24 protein-coding genes and 1 tRNA gene are annotated in these 23,222 nt (G+C 64.4%); 10 read left to right on the top strand and 15 right to left on the bottom strand.

What is annotated here, in order from left to right; translation table 11 throughout:
• Positions 1-55: 55 nt before the first annotated feature.
• From OG205_RS24480 to OG205_RS24470, 3 genes are all read right to left on the bottom strand, one after another.
• The gene (locus OG205_RS24480; RefSeq protein ID WP_330270421.1) at positions 56-475 is read right to left on the bottom strand and encodes an NUDIX hydrolase; all 420 of its coding nucleotides are present in this window, start codon (positions 473-475) and stop codon (positions 56-58) included.
• The gene (locus OG205_RS24475; protein ID WP_330270420.1) at positions 468-1,127 is read right to left on the bottom strand and encodes an NUDIX hydrolase; all 660 of its coding nucleotides are present in this window, start codon (positions 1,125-1,127) and stop codon (positions 468-470) included. The genes OG205_RS24480 and OG205_RS24475 overlap by 8 nt, the downstream gene beginning before the upstream one ends.
• 144 nt (positions 1,128-1,271) lie before the next feature.
• Complete coding sequence (locus OG205_RS24470; RefSeq protein ID WP_330270419.1) at positions 1,272-1,697, bottom strand: helix-turn-helix domain-containing protein; 426 nt, start codon at positions 1,695-1,697, stop codon at positions 1,272-1,274.
• Between the two features lie 173 nt (positions 1,698-1,870).
• On the opposite strand from OG205_RS24470, the gene OG205_RS24465 reads away from it, so the two are divergent.
• The 6 genes from OG205_RS24465 (at position 1,871) to OG205_RS24440 (ending at position 7,642) form a co-directional block, all read left to right on the top strand.
• Complete coding sequence (locus OG205_RS24465; RefSeq protein ID WP_330270418.1) at positions 1,871-2,146, top strand: helix-turn-helix domain-containing protein; 276 nt, start codon at positions 1,871-1,873, stop codon at positions 2,144-2,146.
• Positions 2,140-2,481: a WhiB family transcriptional regulator gene (locus tag OG205_RS24460; protein WP_330270417.1), complete on the top strand. Its 342-nt coding sequence runs from the start codon at positions 2,140-2,142 to the stop codon at positions 2,479-2,481. Before OG205_RS24465 ends, OG205_RS24460 begins: the two co-directional genes overlap by 7 nt.
• Positions 2,478-2,807, top strand: a complete 330-nt coding sequence (locus OG205_RS24455; protein ID WP_330270416.1) for a hypothetical protein — start codon at positions 2,478-2,480, stop codon at positions 2,805-2,807. The genes OG205_RS24460 and OG205_RS24455 overlap by 4 nt, the downstream gene beginning before the upstream one ends.
• Positions 2,804-3,634, top strand: coding sequence for a hypothetical protein (locus OG205_RS24450; protein WP_330270415.1), 831 nt, complete (start codon positions 2,804-2,806; stop codon positions 3,632-3,634). The genes OG205_RS24455 and OG205_RS24450 overlap by 4 nt, the downstream gene beginning before the upstream one ends.
• A complete protein-coding gene (locus tag OG205_RS24445; RefSeq protein WP_330270414.1) occupies positions 3,627-5,795 on the top strand; it encodes an FtsK/SpoIIIE domain-containing protein in 2,169 nt (722 codons plus the stop codon). Before OG205_RS24450 ends, OG205_RS24445 begins: the two co-directional genes overlap by 8 nt.
• 842 nt (positions 5,796-6,637) lie before the next feature.
• Positions 6,638-7,642 carry a pentapeptide repeat-containing protein gene (locus OG205_RS24440; protein ID WP_330270413.1) on the top strand — a complete coding sequence of 335 codons (1,005 nt, stop codon included), beginning with the start codon at positions 6,638-6,640 and terminating at the stop codon, positions 7,640-7,642.
• 386 nt (positions 7,643-8,028) lie between these two features.
• Here the strand turns inward: OG205_RS24440 and OG205_RS24435 are convergent, their stop codons facing one another.
• The 5 genes from OG205_RS24435 to OG205_RS24415 all read right to left on the bottom strand — a co-directional run bounded on the left by OG205_RS24435 (position 8,029) and on the right by OG205_RS24415 (position 12,607).
• Complete coding sequence (locus OG205_RS24435) at positions 8,029-8,784, bottom strand: hypothetical protein (RefSeq protein ID WP_330270412.1); 756 nt, start codon at positions 8,782-8,784, stop codon at positions 8,029-8,031.
• Between the two features lie 100 nt (positions 8,785-8,884).
• Positions 8,885-9,682: an SMODS domain-containing nucleotidyltransferase gene (locus tag OG205_RS24430; RefSeq protein ID WP_330270411.1), complete on the bottom strand. Its 798-nt coding sequence runs from the start codon at positions 9,680-9,682 to the stop codon at positions 8,885-8,887.
• Positions 9,683-10,859: 1,177 nt separating this feature from the next.
• Positions 10,860-11,756, bottom strand: coding sequence for a helix-turn-helix domain-containing protein (locus OG205_RS24425; protein WP_330270410.1), 897 nt, complete (start codon positions 11,754-11,756; stop codon positions 10,860-10,862).
• Positions 11,757-11,832: 76 nt separating this feature from the next.
• Complete coding sequence (locus OG205_RS24420; RefSeq protein ID WP_330270409.1) at positions 11,833-12,051, bottom strand: hypothetical protein; 219 nt, start codon at positions 12,049-12,051, stop codon at positions 11,833-11,835.
• A 232-nt stretch (positions 12,052-12,283) separates the two neighbouring features.
• Positions 12,284-12,607, bottom strand: coding sequence for a hypothetical protein (locus OG205_RS24415; RefSeq protein WP_330270408.1), 324 nt, complete (start codon positions 12,605-12,607; stop codon positions 12,284-12,286).
• Positions 12,608-12,771: 164 nt separating this feature from the next.
• On the opposite strand from OG205_RS24415, the gene OG205_RS24410 reads away from it, so the two are divergent.
• A complete protein-coding gene (locus OG205_RS24410; RefSeq protein WP_330270407.1) occupies positions 12,772-13,461 on the top strand; it encodes an NUDIX hydrolase in 690 nt (229 codons plus the stop codon).
• A gap of 5 nt (positions 13,462-13,466) precedes the next feature.
• On the opposite strand, the gene OG205_RS24405 is transcribed toward OG205_RS24410, so the two are convergent.
• The 3 genes from OG205_RS24405 to OG205_RS24395 form a co-directional block, all read right to left on the bottom strand.
• A complete protein-coding gene (locus tag OG205_RS24405; protein WP_330270406.1) occupies positions 13,467-15,038 on the bottom strand; it encodes a tyrosine-type recombinase/integrase in 1,572 nt (523 codons plus the stop codon).
• A 113-nt stretch (positions 15,039-15,151) separates the two neighbouring features.
• A tRNA-Arg gene (locus OG205_RS24400) sits at positions 15,152-15,224 on the bottom strand.
• Between the two features lie 129 nt (positions 15,225-15,353).
• The gene (locus tag OG205_RS24395; protein ID WP_330270405.1) at positions 15,354-16,433 is read right to left on the bottom strand and encodes a LacI family DNA-binding transcriptional regulator; all 1,080 of its coding nucleotides are present in this window, start codon (positions 16,431-16,433) and stop codon (positions 15,354-15,356) included.
• Between the two features lie 72 nt (positions 16,434-16,505).
• Here OG205_RS24395 and OG205_RS24390 point away from each other — a divergent pair, with 72 nt between their 5' ends.
• Positions 16,506-17,669 (top strand): MFS transporter, encoded by a 1,164-nt coding sequence (locus OG205_RS24390; protein ID WP_330270404.1) that lies wholly within the window; start codon positions 16,506-16,508, stop codon positions 17,667-17,669.
• On the opposite strand, the gene OG205_RS24385 is transcribed toward OG205_RS24390, so the two are convergent.
• On the bottom strand, positions 17,647-18,171 hold the full coding sequence (locus tag OG205_RS24385; RefSeq protein WP_330270403.1) for a hypothetical protein: 525 nt from the start codon (positions 18,169-18,171) through the stop codon (positions 17,647-17,649). The genes OG205_RS24390 and OG205_RS24385 overlap by 23 nt on opposite strands.
• A gap of 34 nt (positions 18,172-18,205) precedes the next feature.
• On the opposite strand from OG205_RS24385, the gene OG205_RS24380 reads away from it, so the two are divergent.
• A complete protein-coding gene (locus OG205_RS24380; protein ID WP_330270402.1) occupies positions 18,206-20,137 on the top strand; it encodes a cytochrome c oxidase assembly protein in 1,932 nt (643 codons plus the stop codon).
• Between the two features lie 18 nt (positions 20,138-20,155).
• On the opposite strand, the gene OG205_RS24375 is transcribed toward OG205_RS24380, so the two are convergent.
• Genes OG205_RS24375 through OG205_RS24365 form a run of 3 tightly spaced genes read right to left on the bottom strand, consistent with a single transcriptional unit; the run spans position 20,156 to position 22,493 of the window.
• Positions 20,156-20,953 (bottom strand): ABC transporter permease, encoded by a 798-nt coding sequence (locus OG205_RS24375; protein WP_330270401.1) that lies wholly within the window; start codon positions 20,951-20,953, stop codon positions 20,156-20,158.
• 9 nt (positions 20,954-20,962) lie between these two features.
• On the bottom strand, positions 20,963-21,886 hold the full coding sequence (locus OG205_RS24370) for an ATP-binding cassette domain-containing protein (RefSeq protein ID WP_330270400.1): 924 nt from the start codon (positions 21,884-21,886) through the stop codon (positions 20,963-20,965).
• Positions 21,879-22,493: a TetR/AcrR family transcriptional regulator gene (locus tag OG205_RS24365; protein ID WP_319981764.1), complete on the bottom strand. Its 615-nt coding sequence runs from the start codon at positions 22,491-22,493 to the stop codon at positions 21,879-21,881. Before OG205_RS24365 ends, OG205_RS24370 begins: the two co-directional genes overlap by 8 nt.
• Positions 22,494-22,745: 252 nt before the next feature.
• Here OG205_RS24365 and OG205_RS24360 point away from each other — a divergent pair, with 252 nt between their 5' ends.
• Positions 22,746-23,141: a single-stranded DNA-binding protein gene (locus OG205_RS24360; RefSeq protein ID WP_330270399.1), complete on the top strand. Its 396-nt coding sequence runs from the start codon at positions 22,746-22,748 to the stop codon at positions 23,139-23,141.
• Positions 23,142-23,222: the final 81 nt, after the last annotated feature.

Here is a 23,222-nt window from a genome sequence, read left to right as displayed (position 1 = left end):
GGCGAGGTGACCCTGGGCTATCGGTGTAAGCCCAGGGTCGTTCGTGTTAATCACCTCAGCTTGACAGCAGGGCCGCATCCAAATGATCTTGAACTGGGCCAAAGAAGGGGTAGGGAACGTACTCTTTTAGCTCGCTGTGCTTAACCCAGGCCAGTGAGTCCAGTTCTTCGTCGTCTACGACGCTCGCCTCGCCCTTAGCGGAGTCGAACGCGATGTAGACCATTTTTCGGCCAGTGTTTGGGTGGACTCGTTCGCCGAGCTTCTTGCCGTTGGTGACAGTGATCCCGGTTTCCTCGTTTGCTTCGCGGGCAGCTGCGCTCTCCGGCAACTCACCTGACTCGACTTCGCCAGCGGGGAACTGCCAGGAAAGGCTGCCTTCCTTGACTCGACGCCTGACGAGTAGTACCGCGCCATCCTGAATAACCACGGCGGCTGCAATCGGCGGCCGCTGATCGTCAGGTGCCTGTTCACTCACTGTTCCGTACCTCCAGGGCATCCAGTATCGGAGGAAAGATGGTCTCTACGGGGATAAACCGGGTGAGTCGGTCACTGGGAGTCCAAATCACGCTGACGTTCTCGACGACGTCCACGTTCTGTGCCTCTCCGTGCAAGTACTCGCAAAGAAGATACTCACAGTACACCTGAGTGATTGGATGCAACCGGCTTCCGAGGTGTCGTGTCACGCGGCAATGAACGCCTGTTTCAGACAGTGTTTCGCGGATCGCCGTTGTCTCGGATGAGGCGCGAGGCTTGATCATTCCTGCGGGGAACTGCCACGACGTCGAGGTGTGGTCTTCTCTTCGCTGGACCATCAGGACATTTCCGTTGTCCACGACAACCGCAATCGCGACTCGTAGGACGTGACCGCTGTCCTGCCTCGTCGGTGACCGTTCGGTCTGTTGCTGAGGCTCAAGCTCTACCGCGAACCGCGCTCGCTCGGAGACTGACGCGCGCTCAAGTACGCGGTCTAGGAGCTGCTGGGTCTCGTGGCGCGGCCGGCTGTCCGGCTCTGCGTGCCACTTCGCGACTGCGCGCGGTGAGAGACCGAGTGTGGCGGCGAAGGTCTCGTTGGACTCGCGTAGTGCGCGCTGGAGTGCGGTCGCTGTGCGGCCGGTCCAGTCGTGCACGCGATCCACGGTCTACACCGCCGCTCGCTGGCGAAGTGCAGTGGAGTTGCATGGAACTTGCAGTGGTTTTGCACTGGACGTGCATGGTCTGTGCGCGGATTTCATCGTTGACTCATTGGCATGAGAAACAGCCATTCGAATCCATCACCGCCCGGGTTGTTTGCGGTCGATTCCGAGGTTCCCAGTGAGGTTCTTGACGTTCTTGTCTATCTCGCGGACCTGGTCGGCGAGAGCGTCGATTCCGCCGAGAGCAGCCGTGATTTCGCGCAACTGGTGCTCGATCACGGCCAGTCGGCCGAGGACGTCGTCGTCACGTGCGACAGGCTCGCCTACCTGCGGTGGGATGCGACCGCCGAGTACTGCGCCCAGGTGGTTGGGGTGCCAGTCGAGCGCTACGGAGAGGGCTTCAAGCGTTCGGTCGCTGCGCCGGCGCTGAACGGTGTTGTTCTGGAGTTCTCCAACGATTGCCTTCGACACTTGCGAGCGCTCCGTGAGTTCTCGCTGATTCATGCCGAGTTCGGTCATGCGCTGGTTGATCGCTCTTGCGACCGCGCCCCAATCGTCCGCCACGTATTCCTCCGCGCTCCGCCTCGCTGCTGAGCGTAGCGCGGAGGCAATTCCGCGGCCTTCGTAACGAGGGGTGTGGCCGCGGTTTTGGCTCCCTTTGCACCTGGATGGGATGAAATCATCCCGATCTTTTGGTCGAAATTATCCAGCTTTGCGTTCGAAAGGGAACCAATCCAATGAACGAGAAGACCGAGAACGACCGTCCGGCGTTCTACACAGTCCGAGAGGCCGCCCGGATTCTGCGGGTTGCGCCTTCCACCCTCTATCGAGTGATCAGGGAAGGCGACTTCCCAGCAGTGCAGTTGCGTACTCGCTACGTCGTGCCCGCCGTCGCACTTGAGCGGCTGCTGGACGAGGCGACGGCAACGGGTGGCCTGGTTGACCCCGCGAGGATTGCCGCTGAGCGGCGTGCGGCTCGTGAGTTCGAGAAGAAGTCCGGGGGTGCGTGGTGAACCCGGAGAACTACTACGAGGTGATCGCGGCCGAACTGGACCGCTACGCGAAGGTGCCGGACGAAGTCCTGTTGGAGATCGTGACGCGGGACGGTGCGTGCATGTGGTTGTGGGCCAACGAGGACGGTCCTGCGTGGGAGACGGAGGAGATCAGCGACCGCGAAGCCGCCGCGCGGTTGTGCGCAGACTGCCCGGTCCGTGGGGTGTGCTTGGAACTGGAGTTGCGTACGGCCGGTGAGGACACCGTGGGTGTGTGGGGTGGTCTGTCGCAGGACGACCGCCGCGAGGTGTTCCGGGTGTGGCGTGCTCGCCGTGAAGGCGGTGAGTTGTCATGACGATCAACCTGACTCCGACGCAGATCCTTGCGGCTATCGGTGTGGTCGTGGTGCTGCTGTCGGTCTGGCGGGCCAGTGCCCGGCGGGCGAAGGCGGCAGCTGGAGCGGCGCGTGCTGGTGCTCGGTTGCTTTCGCTGACCGGGCGGGTGCTGCTGATGGCCGGGGCGATCGTGGGTGTTCAGTGGGTGGTGATCACGCACCCAGGTGACACGACGTTGTTGCTCGTGGTGCTGGGGCTGCCCGCGTTGTTCGCGGCGTACACGCTGACGAAGGCGCTCACGATCACCGGGCATGAAGGTCCGCGTGGCCGGGGTGAGCGGCGATGAAGACGCTGGAGTGGGTTCGGGAAGGGGTGGCCGCCTTCGGGCGGCCACCCGCCGCCCCGGCAGCCGAGAGGTTGGCCGCTGATGCGGCGGAGGCGGCGGAACTGCGCGCGTATGCGACGCATCCGGACGTGATCGCGCTGCGGGTCGAGCGGGTGCGCGCTCAGGTGGACCGGTTGTGCTGGTCGGGGATCGTGCTCGGTCTCGGGTTCACGATGACCAACGTGCAGTCGTTCGCGGCGGCGGGAACGCCGGCGTGGTCGCTGCCGTGGCTGGCGGCATGGCTGCTCGACCCGACCGTGTCGCTGGTGCTGCTGGCGATCCTGCGGGCAGAGCAGGTGACCGCGCGTTACCGGGTGCGCACGGGTTCGTGGACGCGTCGGGCGAAGTGGTTCACGCTCGCCGCCACCTACGTCATGAACACCTGGCACTCGTGGGCGGCCGGTTCGGTGTCCGGGGTGGTGCTGCACTCTGTGCCGCCGCTCGTGGTGTTCGTCGCCGCTGAGGCTGTCACGGATCTACGGGACAAGCTCACCGAAGCGGTTGCGGCGGCGTTCACAGAAGCGTCCGCACGCGCGACAGCAGTCACCGCGGACTTGCCCGCGAAGTTCGTTCACGAACCGTCGAAACCCAAGCAAGGAAACAATAAACGAAGTAAAGGGCGAGTGTCCTTCTCGGACTACCTGACGGTCGCGCGCGAAGCGTGGACCCCTGGTGTGGTGGTGAGTCCGGCGTGGGTCCGTGAGGTCACCAGTTGCTCGCGTGGCCTGTCGTCTCGGCTCGCCGCCACGCTCGCGGCTGAGGTGCGGGGAGGTGACGGCGATGAGTGAGCGTGATCGGGAAGTCGTCGGTGTGGACTCCTCCCTGCCCGTGCGGGCAGTGCTCGAAGGCGAGTTCGTGAACGACGTCCCGCCGGTCGAGCGGACGTCGTGGCGTCGCCGGGTCGTGAACTGGTGGCGGCGTTCACCGCGCGTGCCGCTGTGGGCGAAGGATCGCGTTCACGCGGTGCAGGCCGTGAAGGATCTCGTGGTGGCGGTGCTGCGTTCACCGTTCCGGTTTATAGGCGCGGTCGTGCGCGGCCTGGTGGTCGCGGTGCGATGGTGGCGTTCATGGGTGTCCGTGCGGGACTACCGGGAGGCAGCCGAGCAGTCGGAGAAGCTCGCCGACAAGTTCACCGACATTCGGGAACTGACGTTGTTCCGGTGGAAGGTCACCGGGGCCACGGTGACCGCCGTGGTGGTCGTGGTCGCGGTGCTCGATCTCGTGCACGGGCACCGGGTGTTCTGGATCGCCGGCGTCGTGGTCGCCGTGGCGCTGGCGATCCTCGGGAGGCGCAAGGACGGCAGCCCTGGACGTAAGGCCGTGCTCGCCGGTCCGCGCACACTGACGTGGACGATGGACCCTCAGGTACTCGTCGACGCGTTCCGGGACGCCAAGCTCATCGGGAAGGACGAGACGCTACGCCTGGTCGACAGGGCCACCCGGAGGGGCGAGGGGTGGGCGGTTACCGTCGACCTACCCGCCACCCGCAAGGCTGCCGATGTCGTCAAGCACCGGGAAGCCCTCGCGTCTGCGCTCGCGGTGGACGAAATCCAACTCAGCGTGGAGCGAGTGCGCGGCAACGGTGGGCATGCCGGACGGGTGGCCATGTGGGTAGCCGATGAGGACCCCTACGCCACGCCGCCCATCCGGACGCCGTTGCTCAGGGTGCAGCGGTGGGACGCTTGGCAGCCGGTGCCGTTCGGGACCGACGCTCGTGGACGCCGGATCGACCTGCCGATGGTGTGGACGTCGGTGCTCATCGGTGCGATCCCTAGGCAGGGCAAGACAATGGCCGAGCGATTGGCGGCCGCGGGTTTGATCTTGGACCCGCACACGCGGCTGTACGTGGCGGACTTCAAGAACGGCAAGGATTGGAAGGCTGCCGAACAGGTCGCGCACCGGTTCATGTCTGGCGACGACAGTGAGCATGTGTTGGCGTTCTTGGATTGGCTCGTGGAACTGGTCGCCGATGTCCAGGGCCGCTACCGCAGGATGCAGGACCTTGATGACCTGACATGCCCGGAGTCGAAGGTGACTCCGGACATGTCGCGTGATCGGACGCTGGACATGCCGATCACAGCGTTGATCGTGGACGAGGTTCAGATCCCGCTGGAGGACCGTACTCCCGTTGAGGTGCAAGGGAAGAAGCTCACCGCTGGTGAGTACATCGGCGAGCTTCTTACCTGGTTGGCGAAGAAGGCGCCGGCGGCCGGTGTGATCTTGGTACTCGCGACGCAACGGCCGGACAGCAAGACCATCCCGTCCAGCCTCCGCGCGGTACTCGGGTCGCGGTTCGCGTTGCGGGTGATGGACTGGCGCGACAGCAACATCATCCTCGGCGAGCAGATGAACACACGCGGGTACGACTCCAGTCGTCTCCTGCCCTCCCACAAGGGCGTGGGCATCCTGCGCCCGGACGGAGAGACCCAAGCGGGTGCCGACGTGCTCGCGCTGACCGTGCGCACCTTCTACATGCCCAACGAGGACTGGAGGGAGATCTGCCAACGCGGGCGAGCATTGCGGGAGACGGAAGGAACGCTCACCGGACACGCGGCAGGGCAGGCATCGCAACCAGTGCTGGACCACGCAGCCGTGGCGAAGGCCATCGGTGGCGGTGCACCCGCACCCGCTGCCGCCGAACGCGTGGACGAGATCGAGCTACCGGAACCGCTGGCGTCCGTTGTGGACTACCTCGCCGATGATCTCGGCAGCGACGACGGACGGAACTTCGTACCCACGGCCGAACTCGTGGACGCGTTGGGTGTCGAGCCCAAGGGGTTCGGACTCGACATGGCCGAGTTCGGCTGTAGCCCGACCCGCGACCGCGTGCCCACACAGGACGGTGTGAAGCAGGTACGCGGCTACGCCGTCGCCGACATACGCGCGGCGATCCAGCGTGCCCGCGACGCCGCAGTGATCGAAGCGGAGGTGATCGACGATGATCGCTGACCCGTCACAACCCGTCCCAGCGGACCCGTCAGCCGTCACACGCCCTGTGACGGGTGACAAACCGGTACTCACCAGCGGAAACGGGCCACCGTGACGGGTGTGACGCGTGACGGATGACCCGTCACAACCACGGGAAACGGCTGTGTGCCGCGCCATCTGGACACAGGCGCGGCACACGGCCGGACCTGTCACCACACGATCATCCGTTGCGAAATGCATCGACGGTCAACGCGAGATGATCAACGCCAAAGTAGAGGGCTTGTCCAATGCGCGCCTTGGCCTGGTTGGTGACGTAGCGCCTAAGTATCACGCGCAACGCAGTTGCGAAGGACCTGCTGACACCGGTGAAGGTTGTGCCTAGGCTGGGTTGGAGCCTGTGACACATGGTTTAGGAAGGCAAGTGGGCTGCCGGGCGGCTGATGCCCGCTGACCTGTGGGTTTGCCTGCATCCGTTGAAGCGCTTGGCAGCGCCAGTCCGTGAGGAGTCTGTGGTCCGTGGACGGTCACCCGTCCGCTTCGACCCGCACGGCGGTCACGGTGTTGGGGTTGTCGGGTGAGGGTGCTCGTTCCAGTCTTGACCTGACACTGCGGACCGCCGTCATACTCGCGTGAGTGAGAGACGGAGAGGGCGGTTCATGGATAGGTCGGTAGCGAATCAGCAGCCAACTGTCGAACCGGCGAAAAGTGTAGGTTCAGCAACTCCCTCGCTGAGTAGCTGGCCGCGAAACATTATGATGGCAATAGTTCTTTGTCTGGGGGGCATCGCACTTTTCTGGATGGTTATGTGGGCGCCGCAGCGCATCGTCAATGACGGTCAAACGAGAACAAGTGCTGGTAGCTCCATGTCCGCTGCGGAGCGTCTCAGTGCAGAAAATAACGTTCGAACAAGTCTTATACAGGCGTTCGGGGCGCTAGCGCTCCTGGTCGGAATTTTTCTGACTACGAGGCAACTTCGCGTTAATCGAGAACAGCTCGCAGCGAACTGGGCGCAGCAGGATCTGACACGTCAAACAAGCTTTGCTGGGCTTGAAGCGTCTCGAAAAGCGCAGCAGGGTGAGACCTTGACTCGTGCGGTAGATCAACTTGGAAGTGACAGTGTCACAACTCGCCTCGGTGGTGTTGCGTCTTTAGATCTTCTGGCCACTGAGGATCCCCGGCTTCGTGACCTGACAATGGAGATTTTGTCTGCTTTTATCGCTTCATCATCACGGGCTGACTCCTCGAAGTGGCTCCCAAAGGGAAGCGCTGATGACGCTGTTGAGAGAGTGGCTCACGGCGAAGCGACAGGTTGGTGGGGAGAGCCGGTGCGAGCTCCAAGTGTGGAAGTCCAGCTTGCGCTCACAGTGCTCGGTCGATTGCGTGAAGGTCTTGAATCTAATCTAGAGGAGCTGCTGGACGTCCAGCATAGGAGTCTACTCAATCTGGATTCGGCGAATCTCGCCGGCGCTCGACTCGCGATTGGAAATTTCGATGGCGCGACATTCCGGCGGGCAGACCTTAGCGAGGCAAATCTATCTGGCGGACGCTTCGAGGGTGCAGTGTTCTTTTTAGCCAACTGCTCGCGAGCGAACTTCTGCGGAGACTTCTCGGGAGCGCACTTTAGTCAAGCCTTGATGGTTGGAACTGACTTCCACGGCGCAGATCTTTTCATGGCTGATTTTGAGGGTGCATTTCTGTGTGGTGCGCGATTTGCCAAGGCCGATCTACGTGGTGCAAATTTTGCTGACGCGATACTGCAGGTTGAAGGTGAGCACCATGCAGACTTCAAAGGTGCTCGCGTGGACGCGGAAACGTTGTGGCCGGAAGGGTTTGACCCTGCATCAGCTGGCGTGCTCATCGAGAATTGAAGCGGATAGTCATCTTGCGCATCCGCCACTCGTAGAGCTGGCCGTTTCCCTGGAAGGCACCTTTGGTTCGATTTGGTTTAGGGGCCGCGGAGACGGCTCGCCTGGCCACACTGTTGCAGTGGCAAGGCGGCGTAGCCGTCGCGGCAGCCGAGCATCAGGAGCTGCAACTTCGCGTGCCCCTGACGGTGCTCGTCGAGAGCTGCTGGCCGGCGACGGCCGTGACCTATGTCGGTCGTAGGAATGCTGACCGAGGTACGCATCTGGCGGCGTTCTTCGATGTCTTGGTGGAGGTCTATCCGAAGTGCATTGACGGCATAAGGAAATCGTAAATGAGTGGATTGGGCAGCTGCTGGGCGTCTAGGAAGATTCCTTGTGGGAGATAGAATTTACGAATCATGTCGTGGGGCTATGGGTCTTGCCTCTCTTTCGTTCCAAAGTTTGTTCAAGTTGTCGCGGTGCTTTAGGTAGATCACTGGCGGGATCGGGGCAATCTTCGACGTAGCTACGGCATACTCGGAAAGAATGGTCATCATCTGGTCTAGATTAGTGGTTCGCAGTGAGTTCTCGCCGAGGTTCTTGATGCCATCGAGTTGCCGCTCCAAGGCTTCGATCGCAGTCGATGCATTTGCCCACGCCTGTACATCCACGACGAAGGTGTACGCGAGCAGAAACGTCAAGGCAAGTATGAATACCCGCGTGGCGGTAACCACGGCATCCTGTGACGAAGCCAATGCAATCGTTAGAAACAGTGTGAGCGCGAACGCGATCCCGATCGCCCATAGAATATTCTTGCCGCGCTTCGATGCTTCGAGATAGAGGCAACGGTTCCAGAAGGAATTTTCTCGAAGATGATCGCGAAGGCGAACGAGGCCATCTTTAGCGTCGCTGGCGTAGTAGCCGGAATTCGTCTTGGTGAGTGCGCGCTCACTAGCTGAGGTGCCGGCCTTTCTCATCAATTCGGTTAGGTCGTATGACTGATCGAATGGCCCGAGAGCGTCCAGGAGAAGTCCGCGTCGTCTAATTTCGTCGCCAACTCCCTGTTTCTTCTGTGCGCTTTGTCGACATGACCAGGTAACTCCTTGGATTCCAAGGAGGGCAAGTGCGCCAAAGTATCCCAATTTAGGAGCGAAGACGGCGAGCACACCCAAAACTAGAGCGGCGGCCTGCAAGTATCGCCCTCTGAGGTAGAGCTTGGACGCGTCGTCATGCAGCTCGTGTGCGACTGCATGCAAGTATGCGGGGCTAGTTGGCGGAGTTGGCACCGAAAAGTTCCTTAAGGAGGTCGCGGCCCGGTGAAAGTCTCTCATATTCTGAAACCAGTGAAAGGCTTTGTGTTATAGAGCTGCGAATCCTCTTGGTGGGCTCGATGGGGAAAGTTCGGTCTATGGCTTTGACGGCACGACTTGCGTTCGTGGTCCAGTCAAGCAAGAATTCAAAGATCTCGGCGAATGCCTTCAGGTAGGATGGCATCTCGTGATGCTTAAGCACTACGATGCAGGCGATCTCTTCGAGGTCTGAGGAAATAAGTCCTGCGGCATTTTTGTTGTTCCAATACTTGATTAGCTGGATCAATCGTCGGACTCGTGGTCCGAGTACGTCTGTGGTGGATTCGACCAGCGTATCAAGTTCGGAAGGTTTGTACCTGCGCCAAATATCGCCGTATGCGGGAATCAGGAAGGTGTTGTCTTCCTGTAGCGATCTGGCTGGAAGCACATCAACCGATGGATTATCTGGGTATGTAACGGTAACGGCGATCTTGCCGTAGATCGCTGGCTCGCCACGTTGAGTGAGTGCGCTGGCGAGCCTGGGCAATACATCTGCAGGGCGGGAGTTGTCAGTACAAATTGGATCGACTACCGCCAGCAGGTCAACGTCAGAAAAGTCCTGCAAAGCCGTTCCTCGATTGAGTGAGCCGATCAAGAAACATTCGTCAGTGAGTCTCGTTTTGATCAATGCTTCTCGCACGTCGTCTGCTCGCGACCTGAATCGGATGCGGTCGTCTTCTGTCAGTTGGATCTTCTCGGCCAACTGGTCGAACACGGAATCCAGAAGAAGACTGGGCACGCTACTCCTAGTTCAGTGCGTACAGGCAATTCTTGGGAGACGTGAGCGGTCAGAACTCTATCCGACTCCTCCGACTTGGTCGTGCGGCACCTTCGGCGGCTCATCTTGGTGTCGCGTCGCCAGCTCTGCGGCATCGAAGACGGAGCCTGGTTTGCGTTTGAGACTTCGCGAGAGAAGGTTCAGTCGCGAGCTGACAACGCTGGCTGGCGGGGCTCATGCGTGGCGGTCCGAGTACTTGACCATCGTTCGGTAGACGGGCCGCCTCAAGTCGCACGGATCCAGTCCGTGGTCCGTCCGTAGATGGCGGCAAACAGGGGCAGATTCTGGCTGATGCTGACTGACCAAAAAGATCAAGCCCCTGACTGTGTTATCGCTGGTCAGGGCTTGATTTCACCCGGCGAAAGGTGGTGGCCCAGGCAGAATTCGAACCTGCGACACACGGGGTTATGTGATCGTGGGTCGTAGTGGCCGCGCCGTGGCACGCTGGTAGTCGTCCACCAGACGCGCCAGGGCGTCCATCCGGTTGCGCCACGGTCCACCGTGCACGCGAGTCATGCTTGCGGTCTGCGCGTCCCAGCGGCTATTACGCCGCCCTGTCACCGACAGCACCGGTTCCAAGAACCCCACCAGGACCGGCGCGCCTGTCTTCCCTGCCAAGACCCGCCAACCTGTCCGTGTCGGATCTGATGAGCGTTCGAGTCGAACGGTGTCCAGGTCCAGCGGAGCAGGTCGCGTCGATCGCGGGGAACGGCTCGTTCGAGGCTTCGCTTCCGTGACTGGTTTCGTGACAGCGGGTGCGGGCGGTTCGGCTGCCTCGGCAGCAGGTGTCACGAGCCGGGCGACTTCGGCAGCGGCACGCGTGAGCTGACGGGTGATCTGGTCCGCGTTGCCGTCTGTCAGTACCGCGTGACGTACCTCGGCAGCGGCAGCCTCGACAGCGGCCACGGCCGCCAAGGCATCCCCGTGACGGGTGGCGACACGGGCGCGTCGAGCACGCTGCCGACATGCCGCGTTGTGATAGCGGGCCGGGCGCCCGCGCTTCGCCCTTGCCACCAACGGCTGTCCGCATCCCATGCACTTCACGGCACACCACCTAATTCGTGACTAGTTTCGTGACGCACGGCGAGCGTAGCAGGTCGTGTCACGAAACTAGTCACGAATCTTTGGCGACGGCCGGTCGGTGTGCGGTGTCTTTGAAGTGCTGTGCGGCCTTGACGATCGCTCCCGTCGTCACGGCGGCCGGGAGCGCTGCCAACATCAGCCGCTCAAACGTGTCCACGTAGGGCCGTCGCTCAGCTTCGTTCTCCAGCCACATTCCGCCGTGCGGGCAGTCGAAGTGCGCGACGTCGTCAAACTGCGCCTCTCGGAACGACAACACCGAGAACGAGGCCATCGGCGCAAGCTCGCCAACCCTGTCCGGCACGAGGAACACCCGCACGCCGGCGAGTTGAGCGAACGACGCGAGTTGGAACAACTGGTCCGCCATCACCAGCGCACCGCCGACCGGACGCCGCAACGCCGCCTCGCCCAGAACCAGATCCATCCGGAGTGACGGACCGTCGCTCAGTTGCTCCATCATCTGTTCGCGGTGCTTGTCGGGGTAGAAGCGTTGCCCCTGCTCGGAGATGGCTTCGACCTGCACACCCCTGATCGCAGCCGAGTACTCGCGCGTCCAGGCCAACGGCGGCAACACGTCCAGCGCCACCGTCCGTACGTAGTTCGCCTCGGCTTCTACCTCGGAGTAGGTCCACTGGACACATGACGCCGTACCGCCGGTCGCGAGGTCGAACATCCGGGGATCACGTGCCCGCTGCGCTCCCCAGAACACCGGTCCCCGCCGCACGTCGTCGATCTCATAGACCAGGGCAAGCGCCATGACGTCGGCATCGGTGATCGGGACCAGGCCGTTCTGCAGCATCGACGTCTTGGCCGATGACCAGTGCACGCGCTTGGTCACCTCGGCCAGGCTCAAGCCACTTTCCTTGCGCCACAAGGCAAGTGCACGCGCGACCGCGCGGTTCTGAAGGTTGGACTTGAAGTCCTTGGGCATTGTCGACTGACTCCGTGGTGATGTGATGAGGGAAGTCGACGCGGCTGCGCGCGCCGCGTCGACTCCCGCACCAGCCTCACTCGGGCTGGTGGCCTGGTTGTTCCGGAAGATCGAGGAGCGAACCGGTGCGCGGGTCCAATGCGAACTGGTGCAGCACGGTCATGCGGTACGCGACGAACCCGTACCTGACGAGCACGGACAGAGCCTCGTCGGGCGAAAGGTTCGCGTACTGCTGGACACGCTCCAGCATGTCGTTGGTCAGTGAGGCGAGTTGGAAGTGACGCTCAACGATCACTGGCTCTCCTCGGTCGAAGTGACAGGAAGCGGTGCGCGGAACAGACAGCCGACGCACGGCATCCCTTCTGGCGCACTCAGCAGCTCCGCTGTGCCGGGCTCAATCGCGAGACCGCAGTAAGCCGCCAGGGAAGTGGGCACCGTGTCGTCTGGAGGCGCGGGAACGAGGTGACAGGTTCGCTGCGTCTCTCCGACCACTCCACTGCGGAGGCGAACGAGAAGGACCGGGGGATTCACTTCAGGCACGACGGCACCTCCGAACGGTCGAGCCGGTGCTTTCCAGCGCGCTCGGGCGGTTGGACGCGGGGGAGTTCCCAGGTGGCTTCTGTGCGCGCAGTCGGCACAGTGGGCGGATCGCCTTCGTCAGGCCCCTCGTCGTCTTGGAGGTCCTCCAAGACGGCCTGAATCTCGTCATTCGCCCACACGGCCTCGTGTGCTGCCTCTCGGGCCAGTCGGACGTACCTACGTCCGAGCACGACCACGTATGCGAGTGGCAGCACGAGCCAGAGCACGAAGAGTGCGATTCCGCCCGCGTCCTTGGCCAGTTCGCTCCACACCGTCAACACCCGCCTCTGTCCGCGTGAACGAGGCACTCGAATGACCCGGTTGGATCGGGTCTGTGCCAGACTGAAATCAAGCCTGACGTTGACCCAGGCGGTTGAACATGACACGCGGGTGCCATATGCGCGCCGTTTGGGTGCCACGGTGGCAGGAGGTTCGGATGACCGGAACGACGTTGACGGAGACACCGGCGCGCACGGTGCTCGAAGAACGGATCAAGACCGGTCTGAAGATGACCTACGAGGAATTCGTGGAGCACGCGATGGAGTTCGCGCGCATCCACGATGAGCCGGGCACGCTCAGCGTGCGGCACCTTCTCCGGTTGGTCGCCGGCGTGCGGAAGGACGGAACGCCGCTGGGGTCGATGCGCCCGGCGAACGCCCGGCTGTTGGAACGCATCTTTGACCTACCGATCTCTCAACTGCTCTCGCCGCCCGAACGAACCGCCCGGCAAGCCGACAGCCACCCGTTGCGGGTCGCAATCGCGGTGGTGTTGAGAGGGACGGAAGTCCTCGTCGTACGTCGCCGCGGAGACGATCTTGGAACGACCTCGTGGCAGTTTCCGGCTGGAATGGTCAAGCCGGGCGCTGCTCCGGAAACGATCGCCGTGCGTGAGACGCTCAGCGAGACCGATGTTCATTGCGTCGTGCGCGGGGGACTGGGGACGCGGCTGCATCCGGCCACGCGGGTCCTGTGCGACTACGTGCTGTGTGACTACGTCGCCGGCGTCGCGAAGAACGTGGATGACTTCGAGAACGCCGACGTCATGTGGGTGGACAAGTCCAGCTTGGTCGGACTCATCCCTGCCGAACGCATCTACCGGCCGGTGCTGAAGGCGTTGGACCTGTAGCCGCCTTACTTACCCGCACGCTTGCTCTTCAGGCTGACCACGTTCGCAAAGCTCGACTCACTTAGCGGAGCCACGACCGCGCGCTTTCCTCGGCTCGCTGTGACGAGCCCTGAGGCCTTCAGTTCGGCTACTGCGCGATTCGCGGTTCCGGCCGCCACGTTGTAGCGCTGACAGAGTTCGACAACGGTCGGAAGGTTGTCGCCCGGCTTCAACGCGCCGCACACGATCGCGCCGCGCAAGTCGGCGGCGATCTGCTGGTAGGGGCCGCGAATTTCAGGCTCCACGGTCGTTGTGGCTGAACCGTCCACGTCGATGGTCACGGGCACGGTCGGCATCCTGCCTCGAAGATTCCCGGCCGCGCGCTGGTCCGCTTCCGAGACCCACGCTGAATAGACCTTCAACGTCGTGGCACCGCCGCCACCATGCCCTAGGCGTCCGGCCACGGTTCGAGGGTCCACACCCGCACTGATGAGTTCGGTGGCCGAGTAGTGCCGCAGTGAGTGGAGATCGGTGTCAATGTCCAGCTTGTCGCAGAGTCGGGAGTACCGCTGCGACACGGTGTCCGGCTTCCAGTAGGTGCTGTGGTCGACCGAGTTCGAGAAGATCCGGCCGTCACGCTCGATCGTCTGGGCGAACTCCTTCGCGCTTTCCTCGCAGCGCTGTCGATACGCGCGGAGCAACGCCACCGTTTCCTGGTCCAGCGCGATTCGGCGTTGCTGATGTGTCTTGGTGTCCTTCTCCCAGGTCTCCTTACCTTCCTGGCCGATGCTCGTCTTGATCTGAAGCACTGCCCGGTCCAGATCGAGGAGGCTCCATCGAAGCGCACACATCTCTCCGCGACGTGCACCCGTGACCATCGTGAGCCAGACGAACACGCCCCACGTGAAATCGCGGAACGCCTCGTTGAGGGCGGCGGCCGCTTCCTCGGGCTCGGGCGGGTGAGGGTTGGGCGTGGGCGTCGGAGGTGCCTCTGCCTGGTCCAGCGGATTCACCCGAAGCCAGTCCCACTTGACGGCCCGCTTCAACGCGCCACCGAGGATCGAGTGAATCTGCCGAATGGTCGAGACGCTTAGGCCTTCGCAGCTATGCGGCCTGCACTTCTCGTTGCACGCATGGTCTCGTTTGGTTCGATGCTCGATGAACTTTCCCTTGCCGCCGCAGTGAGCGCTGCAAGCGCGCAACGTCGCATAGAACGAGTCGATCGTGTGAGCGTCCAGCTTCGCGACCTTCACATGCCCGATCAGGGGCTTGATGTGGTTTCGGATCTTCGACTCGTATCCGAGGCGCGTGCTCTTGTCGACGTTGATTTTCTCCAGGTAGTCGTCCATCAGCTTGTCCACGGTCGCGCTCGTTCGCGGGCCGCGTTGCTCGTCTACCTGGTTGAGGAACCGTGTACGTACCCGCTCCGCTTCCTTCGCGAGTTCGGGATGCGTATGCGGGACGGTTTCCGTGAGGAAGTGCTTCTTGCCCGTCAGGGCGTCTCTCCCGGCGTAGACGCGCACCTTCAGCGAGCCGCTGGGGAGCGGGAGGATCTCGCCCCGCTGCTGGGGCTTGGAGGGCGTCTTCCGAGGGGTCATGGAGCCAGCGTACGACCCCTAGGCTCCACGTTTGGCTCCACGAACGGGGGTTAAGATCAAGAAAGAAAGTGGCCGCTGACCTGTCGATGCAGGTCAGCGGCCATATTTTCCAGCGCCCCTGGCAGGATTCGAACCTGCGACCTCGGGATTAGAAGTCCCTCGCTCTCTCCACTGAGCTACAGAGGCTGGAGGGGTGCGAAAGTGACCACGACGCGTGGTCACCGGTGCCCCCACCGGACACATCGTCCGGAGTCGATCGACCGTTTCCGCCCTACGTCCAAACGGGTGACGAAAATTGTCTAAACGTGACGCGGATCACGTCCGTGGGGCCGTTGAGGCTCTCTCCACGAGGGAAACATCGAGTCTCGTCGGCCGTGGCGGTCTTCCGCCGGCCAGTAACTTCAGCGCCAGTTCGCCGGCTCGGCGGCCCTTGTCGGCCAGGGGTTGACGCACAGTAGTCAGTGGCGGGTCGCTGTAGGCCGCTTCGGGGACGTCGTCGAAGCCGACGACCGAAATGTCTCCCGGGACGGTCAACGTCAGATCGCGGGCCGCTTGGAGGGCTCCGAACGCCAGTTGGTCCGACGTGCACAGCAAAGCGCTCGGGCGCGGCGTGCGGGTGAGCAACCACCGCGCGCCGAGACGTCCGAGTTCGCGATCACTGCCGCGCGCCTCCCACACCGGAACATTGTCCGGTTCCACCCCTGCTTTTGCCAAAGTGTCGAGGTAGCCGCCCAGGCGGTCGCGGCTCACGCGGAACGGCACGGCCGAACGGCGCTCGTGCGAGACCGGTCCGGATACTCCGTCCGGGTGCAGCGCGAAGGTCAGCACGCCGAACCTCAGGTGTCCCAGCGCCAGCAGGTGTGCCGCGGCGGCCGACGTGCCGGTGTAGTCCTGCACCTCTACTCGCGCCGAGCCCGGCAGCACCGGCTGGTCGATCACCACGAGAGGTAGTCCGCGGGCGGCGACGGCGTCCAGGGCCGGCGCCGAGTCGGGCAGTGAGTAGGCGACCATCACGTCCGCCTGTGCGCGCGACACGATCGAGGGGCGCGGGCCGCCGGTGGAGTCGCCAGGCATCAGCACGAGGCTGTGGTCGTGGCCGTCGACGGTCTGGGCCAGGCCGTCGAGCACGATCGACAGGGCTGGATCCGAGAACGCGCCGGACAGGCCCTGCGGCAGCATGAAACCCACTGCCGCGGACGAACGGGTCGCCAGCGAGCGGGCGACCGGGTCGGGTCCCGAGTAGCCGAGAGACCGCGCCGTTTCGAGGATGCGTTCGCGCAACGACGACGACAGCTGGTCCGGCCGGTTGTACGCGTTCGACACCGTTGCCCTGGAGACCCCTACGGCCGCGGCGACGGTGTCCAGCGTCGGCCTGCGTCGGCGGTCGGAGTCCACGGACGCATCGTATGCGAGAGATCGCACCCCGATCGGTGGCGCCGCTGAAGCGCTTCAGTCATGCTGGATCGCATGTCTCCGCGCTTTGCCACGTTCGTCGTCTTCTTGTTGAACGGCGCTGTCTTCGGCACCTGGGCCTCCCGCGTGCCGGCACTCGCCGGGCAGATCGGCGCGGACGTGGGCAGCCTCGGTCTGGCGCTGCTCGGGGCGAGTGCCGGCCTGGCGTTCACGGCGCCGTTGGCGGCACGGATCTGCGCGCTCTACGGGTCGCGTGGAGTCCTGATAGCGAGCAGCCTCCTCAGTCCGCTGCTTCTGCCCGTGCTCGCCTTGTCGCAGTCACCGCTGCAGTTCGGACTGACGCTCGTCGCTCTCGGCGCGAGCATCGCCATGATGGACGTGTCGATGAACATCGCCGCGGTCGTCGTCGTTCGAGCCCTGCAACGCCCGTTGATGCCGCAGTTCCACGCGGGGTTCAGCGTCGGTGGTCTCATCGGGTCGTTGGGCAGCGCCGCCGCCGCTCAGGCGCACTGGACGCCCATGAAGCACTTCCTCGTGGCCGCGTGCGTGGGTCTTGTCGTGACAGCGGTCATCGCGAAGAACATCCCCGGAGGAGTAGGGGAGCGTCATAGGGAAGAAGTCGCCGAGCACGCCAACGTGCTCAAGAGCCCGGTCCTCTGGCTGTTGGCGAGCGTCGCGCTGTGCAGTGCCATCGCGGAAGGGGCGGCGGCGGACTGGTCGGCGTTGTTCATGGTGCGTGAGCGAGGAATGGGCGACGCGGCAGGTGCGTACGCCTATGCGGGCTTCTCCGTCGCGATGGCGCTCGCACGGTGGTTCGGCGAACCGATCCAACGCCGTCTCGGCCCGCATCGCCTGCTCGCCGCGGGTGGTGGCCTCGCCGCAACAGGTCTGGCGCTCGCCGTCGTGGTCCCGTTGCCGGCGGCCGGATACGTCGGGTTCGGCCTGGCCGGGCTGGGGCTCGCGTTCTCGTTCCCGGTGGTCATGGATCTGGCGAGCGAGACCGGCAAACGCGCGGACGGCAGCGGCGGCGAACGCCAACTGGGCCTCGTCACGACGATCGCCTACACGGGCTTCCTCGCCGGACCGCCGATCGTGGGCGGGCTCGCACACGTCAGTTCTCTCGTGCTGTCGCTCGGGTTCGTGGCGCTCGTCACGGCGCTGATCATCCCGGCGACCTGGCTGGCCAGGAGGGCCGCTAGGCAGGCGGCATCCGTTTGAGCGCTTCCTGCCTGATCGGCTCCAGCGCGGAGGTCACCTTGCTCTCGGCAGCGCCACTGGCCATGCCGATGGCGACCATCAACGACTCGTCGCGCGTCACGGCGATGGTGGCCGTGCACACCATGTCCTTGTCCGCGGCCGGCCGGGTGCAGCTGAGCCAGGTGGCGTGCTTGGCGGTGTCGATCTCACGCCCTGCCATCTGCGACTTCTTCGAATCGTCGAACGACCGGTAGGGGACCGCCACCAGCACGTACGGGCCTTCGTTGAGCGCGTAGAGGCACGAGTTCGCCAGTTCGGCGCGGGGTGCGGGCTGGAACTTGAGCGTGCCGAGCGGCTTGAGGTCCTTCTCCGTCACCAGGGTGCACGGGTCCACCCCCGCGGTCTTGCGCGGCGTCGCGATGGCGAGGGGCGGCAGCGGCGCGGCGACGGGTTCGCCCTGGATCGAGTACGCGCAGCCGGCCAGCGAGAGCAGCACGGGTAGGAGGAGGAGAGAACGTCTCACACGGCGCAACACTAGAGCGTCGTAGGCTCCAGGCGTGCCAATCGAACGCTCCACCAAGACGGGTTTGGTGCCCCTCGTCGTCATCGGCTTCGCGGTGGCGTCCCTCGCCGCCGTCGCACTGAGCTCGATCGAGAGCAACCCTCCAGTAGGGGTGCAGATCGTGCGCGTGCTGACCGAGACGGGTGCGGTGGTGACCATCGGCTCGTTGTTGTTGGCGGCGTTCCTCGTGCCACCGCAGAAGTCCGGCACTCTGGCAGCGGACGGCTACGCCGCGATGCGCACCGCCGGTTGGTTCGCGATGGTGTGGCTCGTCGGTGCCCTGCTGTCGGTGCCGTTCACCACGGCGGCCGCGATCGACCGGCCGGTGAGCTCGTTCACCTTCAGCCAGATGATCGCGACCGCGATGCTGCTGGAGCAGTCGAAGGCATGGCTGTTCACGGCGATCATCGTGGCGTTGCTCGCGCTCGGTTGCCGTCTGGTGCTGTCGTGGGGATGGACGACGGTCCTGCTGTTCGGGGCGATCTTCGCGTTGATACCGGTCGCCGTCACAGGACACTCGTCGTCGGGCGGCTCGCACGACATGGCGACGAACAGCCTGCTGTTCCACCTCGTCGCCGCGGTGCTGTGGGTGGGCGGCTTGATCGCGTTGCTCGCGCACGGCAGGCGTGGCGGCGCGCACCTTCCCCTCGCCGCGACGAGGTTCTCGAAGATCGCGCTGGTCTGCTGGATCGTCATGGCCGTGTCGGGCGTGGTGAACGCGCTCGTGCGCATCACGCCGGTCGACCTCGTGACGTCCACCTACGGCTGGCTGACGCTCGGCAAACTGGCGTGCCTGCTGCTGCTCGGCGTGTTCGGCTACTTCCAGCGCGAACGCGGCGTCAAGGGCGTGATCGACGGCAAGCCGCACGCGCTGCTCAAGCTCGCCGGCCTCGAAGTCCTGCTGATGATGTTCACGATCGGCCTGGCCGTGGCGCTGGCCCGCACGCCTCCGCCCGGCGGCAGCACCGAACTGCCCAGCCGCACGGAGATCGCGATCGGCTACGACCTCGACGGACCGCCGACGCTCGCGGCCATCCTGTTCGACTGGCGCTTCGACCTGATCTTCGGAACCGCGGCGCTGGCCCTCGCCCTGTTCTACGTGCTGGGCGTGCGCAGGCTGACCAAGCGCGGCGACAAGTGGCCAGTGGGACGCACGGTCGCATGGCTGTGCGGGTGTTTCTCGCTGCTGTTCGCGACGTCGTCGGGCATTGGCCGGTACTCGCCGGCGATGTTCAGCGTGCACATGGAAGCGCACATGGTGCTGTCCATGCTGACGCCGATCCTGTTCGTCCTGGGTGGACCGGTCACGCTGGCGTTGCGCGCGTTGCCGGTCAACAAGGAGGTGCCGGGTCCGCGAGAGTGGGTGCTGGCCTTCGTGCAGTCACCGGTCGCACGGTTGCTGACGAACCCCTTCGTGGCACTGGGTTTGTTCGTCGGTTCCTTCTACGCGCTGTACTTCTCGGGGCTCTTCGAGGCCGCCCTGCCGTTCCACTGGGCGCACCTCGCGATGAACGCGCACTTCATCCTCGCCGGCTACGTCTTCTACTGGCCCGTGATCGGCGTGGATCCGTCGCCGAACAAGCTGCCGCCGCTCGGCCGGCTGGGGCTGTTGTTCGCGTCGATCCCGTTCCACGCGTTCTTCGGTGTCGTGCTGATGAGCTCCGCGACCGTCATCGGCGAGCAGTTCTACCGCGGCCTGGCGCTGCCGTGGGTGCAGAACCTGCTGGAGGACCAGCGGCTCGGCGGCGGCATCGCGTGGGCGGCGGGGGAGATCCCGTTGCTGGTGGTCATGGTCGCCCTGCTCACGCAGTGGGCGCGGCAGGACGGCCGGGACGCGAAGCGCTACGACCGCAAGGCCGACGCCGATGGGGACGCCGACCTCGAGGCCTACAACGCGATGCTTCGTAAAATTGCCGGAAAGGGTTAGCGCAGCAAGGACAGAAGATCAAACAGACAGCGGGCGGCGGAAACCGCGGACCGCGAAGAACGCGCCGATCACCGCGATCGAGCCGCTCGTGACCAGTGCGCCGAGCACGCCCGTGACGGGGTGGGCGAGCGCCAGGCTGCGGGCGGCGTCGACCGCGTAGGTCAGCGGGTTGACCTTCGCGATCGCCTGCAGCCAGCCCGGCAGGCCGTTGACCGGCACGAACGCGCTGGACGCGAACATCAGCGGGAACATCGCCAGGAAGCCGACGGTCTGCATGAGCTCCGCCTTGCGCACCCACGCGGCGATCGCGATGAACACCCAGCTCAGCGCCCATCCGACGACCAGCGCGAGACCCAGCGCGGCGAGGGTGCCGAGCATGCCGCCGTCCGGGCGGAAGCCGAACACCAGCACGCCGAACAGGATCATCAGCACCAGCTGGAACGCGGTGCGGACGGCGTCGGACAGGTTTCGTGCCAGCAGAACCGTGCTCGGACGGATCGGCAGCGAACGGAACCGTGCGAGCACACCGTTGGACATGTCCTGCACGAGCCCGATTCCGGACGCGAGAGAGGACTGCATCGCGGTGTTCACGAGGATCGCGGGCAGCAGGTAGTTGATGTAACTCATGCCCGGCGGGAAGTTCGCCGTGGACGTGATGCTGCCGAAGATCTGGCTGAACAACGTCAGCATGATCAACGGCTGCAGGATGCTGAAGAAGACGAGTGCGGGCGTGCGCAGCAGTGCACGCAGCGAACGGCCGGTCAGCACGAGGACTTGCGTCGGGTAACTGCTGCCGTGCCAGGTCAAGGTCGCCATGATTTCCCCCTAGTTCGCGGCGAGAGTGAGGTAGACGTCGTCCAGCGTGGGCTCCTTGAGGCCGATTTCGTGCGCCTCCAAGCCGTTGTCGTCCAACGCGCGCACGACCGTCGCAAGGTCGCGTGACCCGCTGACAGGGGTCGTGAGCGTGAGGCCTTCCGCGACGGGGTGTAGCCCCACGGAGTTGATGGCCGTCAGCGCGATGTCCACTTCGGACACCGAGTCGAGCGTGACGGTGACCGTGCGCTGGCCGACCTGGGCCTTGAGCTCGGAGCTCGTGCCGGACGCGACGACCTTGCCGTGGGACAGCACGGTGATCGAGTCGGCGAGCCGGTCGGCCTCGTCGAGGTACTGGGTCGTGAGCAGCACGGTCGTGCCGTCCGCGACGAGCTTCTCGACGATCTCCCACATCGCGAGGCGGCTGGCCGGGTCGAGGCCGGTGGTCGGCTCGTCCAGGAACAGCACCTCGGGGTTGCCGACCAGCGACGCGGCCAGGTCGAGGCGGCGCCGCATGCCGCCGGAGTAGGTCTTGGCGTTGCGCTTGGCGGCGTCGGTGAGGTCGAACTGCTCCAGCAGGTCGTCCGCGCGCTGGTGGGCCTGCTTGCGGCTGGCGCCGAGCAGGCGGGCGATCAGCACGAGGTTGTCGTGGCCGCTGAGCTGCTCGTCGACGGCGGCGAACTGGCCGGTGAGGCCGATGCGGCTGCGGACCTCGTGGCTCTGCTTCACGACGTCGAACCCCGCGACCTTCGCGCTGCCGCTGGACGGCGGCAGCATCGTGGTGAGGAGGTTGACCAGCGTGGTCTTGCCGGCGCCGTTGTGGCCGAGCAGGCCGAGCACGGAGCCCTTCTTCGCGGTGACGCTCACGCCGTCGAGAGCGGTCACGTCACCGAACTTCTTGCTCACCTCGTGGGCTTCGATCATGAGCTCAGTCATTTGCTCCCCCTGGTTTGAGTGCTCCGTGCAGGAACAGCTCCACGAGCTGCTCCGGATCGACCGTGGTCTCGCCGAAGCCCTTGCCCTGCAAGCGGTTGGTGAAGACGAAACCGAGCAGCAGGCGGGCGGCGTGTTCGGGGCTGGTGCGCAGGTCCGCGTCGCTGAACAGCTCCGCGATCGCGTTCGAGACGCGCTGCATGCCCGCCTGCGGACCCTTGTGCTTCTCGTGGTCCTCCTGGCTCGGCTGATAGCCGGACTCGCGCAGCGCGCCCATGACGCTCCACATGCGGTCCAGGTAGCCGCTGACCGTGCTGGTCGCCTCCACGAGCCGCTTCTCGATGGACAGGTTCGCGGGCACCGCCTTGATGCGGGCCACTTCCTCGTCGGAGAGCAGGGCCCGCTGGATGACGGCGTCGAGCAGCTCGGCCTTGTCCTTGAAGACGCGGAACACCGTGCCCTCCGCTATGCCGGCGGCGGCGGCGATCTGGCTGGTGGTGACGTTCGCGCCGGCCTTCACGACGAGCGGCAGCGTGGCCTGGACGATCGCTTCGCGGCGATCTTCCGGGCTCATCGCGGGGGCGCGGCGGCGGCGTGGTTCCTCTGACACGTCCGCAACTGTATGAGTGAGTCCTCACTCATGTCAATGAGTGGGCGCTCACTCACTCGCTTGGCTCCAGCGCCGCACTAGCACACGCCCCCGACAATTCCGCGGTCCGAGGCTCTTCAAGATCTCGACCTGTCCACACCCCGCGAGTTGTCCACAGATCCGCCGCCACCCCGCCCGCACCGCCCGCCTCCGGAGCAACCTGGACCAGAACCCCGCGACCTGGAGGCAAGCCCGATGTCCTGGAATTCCACCGTGATCACCGTCGTTGGAACTGTCGTCAGCGAGATCACGTACAAGCACGGCGAGGACGGCAGGACGAACGCGTTCTTCCGCATCAACTCGACCGAGCGCCGGTACAACACGGCGCTGGGCGACTGGGAGGACGGTGAGACGTTGTGGCTGGGTGTCTCGTGCTGGCGCAAGCTCGCCGACAGTGTGAAGACGACGCTGTCCAAGGGTGATCCCGTGATCGTCCAGGGCAAGCTGCGCATCCGTCACTACGAGAAGGACGACGTGAAGCGGCAGGCGTTCAGCCTGGACGCGTTGCACGTCGGGCTGGACTTGAGCCGGGTGCAGTCACTGGGCTCCGCCCCGCTCGTTGAACCGCGGGCCGCCGAAGATCTCGCCGGGGAACCCGTTCCGTTCTGAGCCGTTCGGGGCAACCCGTGCCCGGACTTCGGGAACCCGCCCGATCCGGCGGCAGCGCCGGAGAAGATGTACGTACTGCGA

The organism is Lentzea sp. NBC_00516 (genome assembly GCF_036346835.1).
GTDB lineage: Bacteria > Actinomycetota > Actinomycetes > Mycobacteriales > Pseudonocardiaceae > Lentzea > Lentzea sokolovensis.
The sequence above is the reverse complement of the archived record's forward strand: the minus strand, read 5'-3'. Positions and strand labels throughout refer to the sequence as shown.

What these genes read in the sequence shown, in the direction of transcription:
- OG205_RS24465 (WP_330270418.1), top strand. Translation starts at nt 1,871, where the DNA reads ATGAACGAGAAGACCGAGAACGACCGTCCGGCGTTCTACACAGTCCGA.
- OG205_RS24455 (WP_330270416.1), top strand. Translation starts at nt 2,478, where the DNA reads ATGACGATCAACCTGACTCCGACGCAGATCCTTGCGGCTATCGGTGTG.
- OG205_RS24450 (WP_330270415.1), top strand. Translation starts at nt 2,804, where the DNA reads ATGAAGACGCTGGAGTGGGTTCGGGAAGGGGTGGCCGCCTTCGGGCGG.
- OG205_RS24445 (WP_330270414.1), top strand. Translation starts at nt 3,627, where the DNA reads ATGAGTGAGCGTGATCGGGAAGTCGTCGGTGTGGACTCCTCCCTGCCC.
- OG205_RS24440 (WP_330270413.1), top strand. Translation starts at nt 6,638, where the DNA reads ATGTCCGCTGCGGAGCGTCTCAGTGCAGAAAATAACGTTCGAACAAGT.
- OG205_RS24425 (WP_330270410.1), bottom strand. Translation starts at nt 11,756, where the DNA reads ATGCCCAAGGACTTCAAGTCCAACCTTCAGAACCGCGCGGTCGCGCGT.
- OG205_RS24410 (WP_330270407.1), top strand. Translation starts at nt 12,772, where the DNA reads ATGACCGGAACGACGTTGACGGAGACACCGGCGCGCACGGTGCTCGAA.
- OG205_RS24405 (WP_330270406.1), bottom strand. Translation starts at nt 15,038, where the DNA reads ATGACCCCTCGGAAGACGCCCTCCAAGCCCCAGCAGCGGGGCGAGATC.
- OG205_RS24390 (WP_330270404.1), top strand. Translation starts at nt 16,506, where the DNA reads ATGTCTCCGCGCTTTGCCACGTTCGTCGTCTTCTTGTTGAACGGCGCT.
- OG205_RS24375 (WP_330270401.1), bottom strand. Translation starts at nt 20,953, where the DNA reads ATGGCGACCTTGACCTGGCACGGCAGCAGTTACCCGACGCAAGTCCTC.
- OG205_RS24370 (WP_330270400.1), bottom strand. Translation starts at nt 21,886, where the DNA reads ATGACTGAGCTCATGATCGAAGCCCACGAGGTGAGCAAGAAGTTCGGT.